Genomic DNA, 8290 nt, shown 5'->3' with positions numbered 1-8290 from the left:
CGATTTCACCGGATGGACCTCCTGTCCTCGTTGCCGCAACCGTGTCAGTCCACCCGTGCGGGGGCAGCGGCGCAAGACCCATTTGGTTCAACGTCCGTCAACCCACTCAGGGCAAGCTGAGCTGGGCGGTCCGGCCGCCGTCAACCGTCATGACCTGGCCAGTGACAAAGCCCGCCTCGTCCGACCCCAACCAGGCCACGAGCGCGGCAACCTCCTCGGGCGTGCCGGTGCGCCCCACCGGGTGGATGCCGCCGAGCGCCGCGCGGAAGGCCGCGGGGTCGGCCATGCCCTCGATGTAGTCGTTGTTGAGCGCCGTGTCGATCCAGCCGGGCGCGACCGCGTTGCAGCGCACGCCGTCGGGGCCGTGGTCTACCGCAATGGCGCGAGTCAGCGCGTGCAAGCCGCCTTTGGTCGCGCAATACGCGGGGTGACGCGGGTTGCTGCCGAGCCCCTCGATCGATCCGATGTTGACGATGGCGCCACCGCCTTCGAGGTGCGGCAGGGCGTGCTTGATCAGCAGGAAGGGCGCCGTGAGGTTGACCGCCACGTGCAGGGACCAGTCGTCGAGCGCCATCTCGCGGGCGGTGCCCTCGCGCATCACCCCGGCCGAGTTCACGAGCAGGTCGAGCCGGCCGGCACGTGCCACGACTTCGTCAATCACAGCGGGCGGCACAGCTGGGTCGGCGAGGTCGACGGCCAGGTGCTCGCACAGCAAATCGGCCTGCCGCTGGGCGGTGATCACCCGGGCGCCCTCCTCGACCAGGCGCGCAACCACGGCCCTGCCGATTCCGCTGCGCCCGCCAGTGACCAACGCCACCATGCCGTGGTAACGCATCAGCCGACCGCCTTGCCGCCGTTGACCTCGACCAGCGAGCCACACAGGTAACGCGCCGCGTCCGAGGCGAGAAACAGCATGACGTCGACGATGTCGTCCGGCGAGGCGATGCGTCCAAGCGGCACGGTCTTGCCAAGCTCGGCCACGGCCGTGTCGGGGTTGTATCCCCGCATGTCGAAACCAGTGCGCAGCATGGGCGTATCGACCTCGTTGGGGCAGACGGCGTTGACGCGCACGCCCTGGTGGGCGTGGTCGCGTCCCATACACTGTGTGAGCGACGCGAGCGCGGCCTTGGTGGCGCAATAGAGCGCGTGGTCCGGCCCGGGCCGGAGGCCCCAGCAGGAGGCCGTGTTGACAATGCAACCGCCGCCCTGTGCCGCCATCAACGGGATCGCCGCGCGGCACACGCGAAACGGCGCCTCGACGTTGACCGCGAGCGCCAGCGCGAGGTCGGCGTCCTGCGTGTCGGTGACCGGTCCACGCGAGATCACACCGGCGTTGTTGACCACGAGGTCCAGCCCGCCAAGCGCGTCCGAGGCCGCGGGCGGCAGACCGTCGGCATACGTGCCGTCGCTGAGGTCACCCGGCAGGCACACGCTGGCCTGCACGCCGCCGGTGTCGCGGTCGGCCGCCGCCACATGCGCGCCCATCGCCATCAAGCGCGTCACCAGGGCACGCCCGATGCCACCGGCAGCACCGGTCACCAGCACGCGACGCCCGGCGAACTCGCTCGCGTTGATTGTCATGCCGTGGCCCCTCGTGTCTGAAGTCGCCCGACCGTAGCACGGCCTCCCACGCCCGACCTTGCACCTGACGACAGCGCACCCGGTGCCGGTGACGTCGGCAGAACAGCGCGCGCACCGCCTGCCCGGCCAGTGCTTGCGTTGAGCTCTAACGGGGCGGCATAGTCGGCAAAACCCTGCGAGACCGCCCGATCATGCCCGAGGCTACGCCGTACACCACGCTATTGTTGAGCCACCCGGCCCCACATGTCCTGCTGGTGACACTCAACCGCCCGGACGCCGCAAACGCCTTCAACACGCAGATGGCGACCGACCTCTACACCCTCTTTGAAGCGTTGGCGCTCGACGCCGGTGACACGCGTTGCGTGGTCGTGACCGGCAGTGGCGAGCGCGCGTTCTGCGCCGGCGGCGACCTGAAGGAGCGTCACGGCATGAGCGACGCCGACTGGTTCGCCCAGCACCGGGTGTACGAGCGCATGGTGCGGGCGGTGCTGGCTCTGCCGACGCCGGTGATCGGCGCGGTCAACGGCGCGGCCTACGGCGGTGGCTGCGAGTTGCTCGCGTGTTTCGACTTCGTCTACGCCGCCGAGCACGCGCGGTTCGCGCAAACGGAAGTCACGCTCGGCATCATCCCGGGCGCGGGCGGCACGCAGAACCTCGCACGCGCGGTCGGCAGCCGGCGCGCCAAGGAGCTGATACTGAGCGGCCGGGTGTTCGGCGCGGCGGATGCGCTGACCTGGGGCCTGGTCAACGCCGTCTACCCGCAGGAGGACCTGTTGACCGCAAGCCTCGCCGTTGCCGAACAGATCGCCGCCAACGCCCCCGTGGCCGTCGTGCAGGCCAAGCTGGCGATCCACCGGGGCGAGAGCCTGTCGCTGCAGGACGCCCTGGCCTTCGAGATCGAAGCGTACAACCGCTGCGTGACCACGCGGGACCGCCGCGAGGGGGTCGCCGCGTTCAACGAAAAGCGTGCGCCGGCGTTTTCCGGCGCATGAACGGCCTGCGTGCCATCACCCGCGGGGTCAGCGCCCGCTTTGCCGACTGCGAACTCACCCACCTTGCGCGCGCGCCGATCGACCTCGAGCGCGCCCGCCGACAGCACGCCGCCACCGAAGACGCCCTGCGCGCACTCGGCGTCACGGTCGATTCGCTGCCGGCCGAAGACACCCTGCCGGATGCCGTGTTTGTCGAGGACACCGCGATCGTCTTTGACGAACTCGCGGTGATCACCCGCCCCGGCGCCGCCTCGCGCCGCCCGGAAACCGCGAGCATCGCCGCGGCGCTCGCGCCGCACCGCACGCTGCTCACGCTGGACGCGCCCGCGACGCTCGACGGCGGCGATGTCATGGTGCAGGGCCGCACCGTTTGGGTCGGTCAGACCACCCGCAGCAACCCGGACGCACTGACCCAATTGCAGGCCGCGATCGGGCCGCACGGCTACACCGTCAAAGCGCAAGCCGTGCACGGCTGCCTGCACCTCAAGTCCGCGGTGACGGCACTGGACGACGAGACCGTGCTCCTCTGTCCGCAGCGCGTCGACCCCGGCGCCTTCGCCCACCGGCGCGTGATCGAAGTCGCGCCGGGCGAATCCGACGGCGCCAACGTCGTGCGCGTCGGCGACACATTGCTCGCCGCTGCGGCCTTCGAACACACCCACGACCGGCTGCGCGAGGCGGGCTACCCTGTCGTCACCGTGGCGCTCGACGAACTGGCCAAGGCCGAGGGCGCCGTCAGCTGCTGCAGTCTCCTCTTTCGAGACCGCTGAGATGCACATCACCGGAAAACACGTCGCGCTGACCGGCGGCGGCAACGGCATCGGCGCCGCCCTGGCGCGGCGCCTCGCCGCCGACGGCGCCCGCGTCAGCCTCGCCGACCGCGACCACGCTGCCGCGCAACGCGTCGCCGCCGAGCTCGACGGGCAGGGCTTCGTCTGCGACGTCGGCGACGAAACCCAACTGCGGCAATTCATCGCCGACGCCGAAGCCGTCAATGGCCCGATCGACTGTTTCTGCTCCAACGCGGGGCTGGCGGTTGGCGAGGGCGAGCACGCGGCGTCGGCGAGCAACGCCACCTGGGACACGCTGTGGCGTGTGCACGTCATGGCCCACGTCTGGGCCGCGCGCGCGCTGCTGCCCGCAATGCTGGCGCGTGGCGACGGCTACTTTGTCAACATCGCCTCCGCCGCGGGCGTGCTCAGCCAGATCGGCGACGCCGCCTACTCCACCACCAAACACGCTGCAGTCGGCTTCGCCGAATCGCTCGCGATCTCGCACGGCGACCAGGGCATCGGTGTCTCGGTTGTGTGCCCGCAGTACGTCGCGACCCCGTTGCTCGGCTACGACGACGGCCCGCCCGCCGACGCCGGCGCCAACCTGCTCAGCCCCGAGGCCGTCGCCGATCACATCAGCACCGCCATCGCCGAACGGCGCTTCATGGTGCTGACCCACCCGGATGTCGCGGGCTTCATGCAGGCCAAGGCCCACGACCCCGACCGCTGGATCGGTGGCATGCGCAAGCTCAGGCGCAACGTGATCGGCACACTCGGCGAGCTCGATCTGGCCACGATGCACAAACTCATTTAAGCGATTCGGTAAAGGCGCCTTATCGGTTGACGTGTCGCGCTGGCGGGGGCGAGCCCGCTCCCGACCGGCAGACCTCTGCGCAACAACACCGCGTGACGCAGGGCAATCCACTGCACTTGCAGGCAGAGTGAGGCGACAAAACCACACGCACGAAACCACGCAAATGTGTGCGTCTCTGATGATCCCTTGGTGCAACACACAGGCGCGCTGGCCCGACGTAACCCGTCGCGCTGTTACGCAGATGAAACAAATGGACTGCACCGAGCTGACTCAAATTGATCAGAGACAAACGAATTAACACGAACGGTGGTTGACGCGTAGCACCAGAAAGCAACACTGGCAGTCGAATGTGAAGGACCACAACCTATGACTGTTCAGTCCGTGTCTCGCCGTCTGTGCTGCGCCCCGGCGCTTGCCGCACTCCTCCTGACCGGCTTCAACGCCGCAACCGCCTCGGACCTCACCGTGGGCGAAGTCGACGCCCTGATCGACAAGCCCGGCGGCGAATGGCTCGAGGGCGAACACTACGACCCGCTAAAGGGCGTGTTCACCATCAACCACGTGGACATGCGCATCCCCGGCAACGGGCCCGACCTTGTGGTGGTACGCGACCACCGCGACATCCTCACGCCCCGGTTTGTCGCTCCCGGCACCACCAAAAACTTTTGCGACCAAGGCTCGGGCAAGGACTACGTGGCCAACCCCTTGGACAACGTGCCGGGAGACCGCTACCCCGTCTTCGACGTGTACGGGAAGAAAATCCATTTCTTTCCGCTGGGCGGCTCGGTCAATTTGTTCCCAAACGACGCAGTGCTCGGCAGCACCGACAACTGGTACGCCGCCTGCGACAGCGGCAGGATAAAAGTCAAATCACCCAATGGACTGACATACGAGTTTGGACACGGCATTGGCCCCACGAGTTATTTCTACGGCCGGGCGACGAAGGTAACCGACACACATGGAAACTGGATCGCTTACAACTGGCAACAGGTCACCTACAACGACTCGCTCGACCGAATTCACCTCGCGAGCATCACCGCGAGCGACGGCAGAGCTGTCGGTTTCGACTATGGCACGTTCAACGGCGTGTTGTGGCGCTACAGAGAAATAGCCAACACCAACCCGAGGCGTGTCCTTGTTGACTACACCCCCACGACGTCAAAATTCACCAACGTTGACGGTACGTATTGGCAATACACCACGGCGCAAAACGGCATGTTAAGCCGCTACCGCTCTCCGACAGGCTTGACAATCGACTACACCAACACCACAGCACCGGGCTCCGACTACCTCGGAAACCTCCTTAGCTCCGACCCGGCCTACAGTAACGGCGTCTATCGGTATCACAACAGCCGAACAGTGACAGCTTCGCTCAACCACTCAGGAACGTGGCATTTCGCGCGCAGTGCCAATGACACCAACAACACCGTGACCCGCACCATCACGTCACCCAGTTCAAGGACTGAGATCACAACCTACCGGTCGCACTTCCCAGAGGGCTACCGAAACCACAGTGGCTACACCGCCGCTGCCGCACGTGCTGCGGCCGTCAAGCGGGGCAAGACCAAACGAGTAGTGCGGTGGTCCACAGCCTCCGCGGCCGGGAACAGAGAGGTGACTGACTACACTTGGTCTGAAGTTGGCGCCCATGGCACCGCGTTCAGACAAGGCGTCGACATCGCGCGCGGTGGCTACCGGGAATCCATCCCAAGTGGCGTAACCCAGGTCAGAACGACACGGATCGAATCGGGCACATCTCTCGCATTCAACCGCTACCTGGATGAACACGACAGCTACGGCAACCCAGGCCGCATTCGAGAGACGTCCCCACGGAGTGGGACCCGAACACTTTCAATCGAATATGACAATACCGGCATAGGTTCGCCGATCTGGTTTATCGGCCGTTGGTCATCCAAAACCCTCGACGGCTTTGGCGGTACAACACGCTCCTTCCACAGCTCGCATGGCAGGGTTCACGAGGTATCGCAAGGCGGCAGGACGACGACCACAACATACGACCCCTACGGCAACCCGTACCAAATCGTCGACCCAGACGGAAAGTCCACCTTTCTGGAGAACTACGTTCGCGGCGTCCCCACCAGGGAAACCAACCGAAACGGCGCTGTCAAGACGCGTTCGGTAAACGACGACGGCACGCTGCAATACGAAAGTGTATGGGGTAACACGTCTGCTCGCTGGCGGTATGAATACGACAACCGCAAGCGAGTCAATAAGGTCACCTCGCCCCAATCCGGTCGTGCGATCACCAACACCGTGTGGGTTATCGACGGCGCCAACAAGGCTGTTTCCAGAACCGACACCCGCGGCAGCAACACGACGACAACCGTGTACAACAGCCTCTTGCAGCCGACCCGGGAAACCGTGGCCTTTCCAGCCGCAGGCGGCAGCACCTCGATCACCAACACCTGGTCCTATGACGGCGAAGGCCGTGCCACTCAGCACACCCTGAGCCAGCAGTCTGGCACCTCGGGCAGTCTCTCTGCGGTGAGCGAGCAGTATCAGTATGACGGGTTTGGTCGTCACACCTTCGTCGACCGGACGTCGCAAACGGGGGGCACCGACCGCACCCAGTACCTCTACCACGCGGAGTCCAACCAACTGGCGGTGACCGTTATCGACCCGCTCGGCAAATCGACAAAAACGCTGACTGACGCGTACGGCCACCCTGGCAGCGGCTGGACCACCAAAATCGTGCGCCCCTTGTCCCAGACACTCATCGGCCGCGACAAGGCCGGGCGGATGGACTCGTTGACACAGGGCGATTTCACCCGACGCTACACCTACTTCCCGGAAGGCGACACCTACGAGGGCTTGCTGCGAACCGAGGTCCACCCAGAAACCGGCACGACCACATACACCTACCACCTCGATGGACAACTGAAAACGCGCCGAGTCGGCAATCAAACAACCACCTACAGCTACACCAACGAAAACCAGCTCAGCGCGGAAAACTTCGACGGCACAAACACCGACCGCACCTTCAGCTACCACCCGACAGGTACCCTGCAGCGCGCCACGGTCACAGGCGGCGCGTCGACTACCTACACCTACGATCTCGAGGACCAACTGACGCGCGAAACGCTGACTGTCGACGGCAGAAATTATGTTCTCCAGTACGGCCGCGACAGCCTCGGCAACCTGAGCTCCCTCACCTACCCCAGCGGCGTGAACTACGCCTTCTCACCCGACGGGCTGGGGCGGCCCTCACGCATTGCTGGCGGGGGTAAAACCCTAGCCTCCGGGTTGCGGTACTGGCCAAACGGCCAACTCAACACCGGCAGCCTGGGCGCCATGTCAGTCTCGCAAACGCTGACACGCAACCACTTGCCTGATGTGCTGCATACACGCCGTTCAAGTGGGTCGGGGCCCTTTGCTCGCCACGACTACGGCTACGACGCCGCGAGGAACGTCAGTCAGATCGACATCACCGGCGATGCGACGCAAAACCTGCGCATGGCCTACGACAACCAGCACCGACTCACCCGCGTCACCGGCGGCCCCTACGGCACCTACGAGTATGCTTACGACGCGGTGGACAACATCGACTGGGTGAGGGTCAATGGCACGACCTCAAACTACAACTACAACACCGACAATGAGATCACATCGATCTCAGGCGGCCCGCTCGCCCGAAGCAGCTTTAGCCACGATCCCCGTGGAAACATCACCTGGAACGGCAAGCTAAACGCGAGCTACAACAGCGCCAATCAAATCACCCAAACCACGACAACCGGCGCATCGGCCACGACCACAAGCTACCGCTACGACGGCCACGGTCGGCGGGTACGCACGTCCAACGGCACCCACCACGTGTACAACGTCTACGGCGCCGACGGCGTCCTCAGACACCGCTCGGACCCGACCAACGACGTCCACAGCGACTACCACTACGCGGGCGGCAAGCTGGTCGCGCGTTGGGACCGCTCCGCGTCTGCGCCCGCTGACCCAGGCACAGGGGGTGGAGACACTGGCGGCGGCAATTCCGGCGGCGGCGACTCAGGCAGCGGCAGTACGGGCGGCAATGACGGGGGCGGCGGCACAAGTGGCTTTACCCAAGGCGCCGACGGCACGCTCGTCATGGAGGCCGAATCGGCTACCGCCATCGCCGG

General features: G+C 65.6%; 6 protein-coding genes. 4 read left to right on the top strand and 2 right to left on the bottom strand.

Annotated elements, in window-relative coordinates:
• Positions 1 to 106: 106 nt before the first annotated feature.
• Positions 107 to 838, bottom strand: coding sequence for an SDR family oxidoreductase (locus AAGA11_21985; GenBank protein ID MEM9605544.1), 732 nt, complete (start codon positions 836 to 838; stop codon positions 107 to 109).
• The gene (locus AAGA11_21980) at positions 835 to 1581 is read right to left on the bottom strand and encodes an SDR family oxidoreductase (GenBank protein MEM9605543.1); all 747 of its coding nucleotides are present in this window, start codon (positions 1579 to 1581) and stop codon (positions 835 to 837) included. The genes AAGA11_21985 and AAGA11_21980 overlap by 4 nt, the downstream gene beginning before the upstream one ends.
• A gap of 191 nt (positions 1582 to 1772) precedes the next feature.
• Between AAGA11_21980 and AAGA11_21975 the strand changes: the two genes are divergently transcribed.
• From AAGA11_21975 to AAGA11_21960, 4 genes are all read left to right on the top strand, one after another.
• On the top strand, positions 1773 to 2573 hold the full coding sequence (locus tag AAGA11_21975; GenBank protein ID MEM9605542.1) for an enoyl-CoA hydratase-related protein: 801 nt from the start codon (positions 1773 to 1775) through the stop codon (positions 2571 to 2573).
• A complete protein-coding gene (locus AAGA11_21970; GenBank protein ID MEM9605541.1) occupies positions 2570 to 3343 on the top strand; it encodes an arginine deiminase-related protein in 774 nt (257 codons plus the stop codon). Before AAGA11_21975 ends, AAGA11_21970 begins: the two co-directional genes overlap by 4 nt.
• A gap of 1 nt (position 3344) precedes the next feature.
• Positions 3345 to 4160: an SDR family NAD(P)-dependent oxidoreductase gene (locus AAGA11_21965; GenBank protein ID MEM9605540.1), complete on the top strand. Its 816-nt coding sequence runs from the start codon at positions 3345 to 3347 to the stop codon at positions 4158 to 4160.
• Positions 4161 to 4526: 366 nt separating this feature from the next.
• Positions 4527 to 8290, top strand: a 3764-nt coding sequence (locus AAGA11_21960; protein MEM9605539.1) for a hypothetical protein, incomplete at its 3' end; no start/stop codon positions are given.

This window comes from Pseudomonadota bacterium (assembly GCA_039196715.1).
Lineage (GTDB): Bacteria > Pseudomonadota > Gammaproteobacteria > CALCKW01 > CALCKW01 > CALCKW01.
This window is presented reverse-complemented; position numbering and strand designations above follow the sequence as displayed.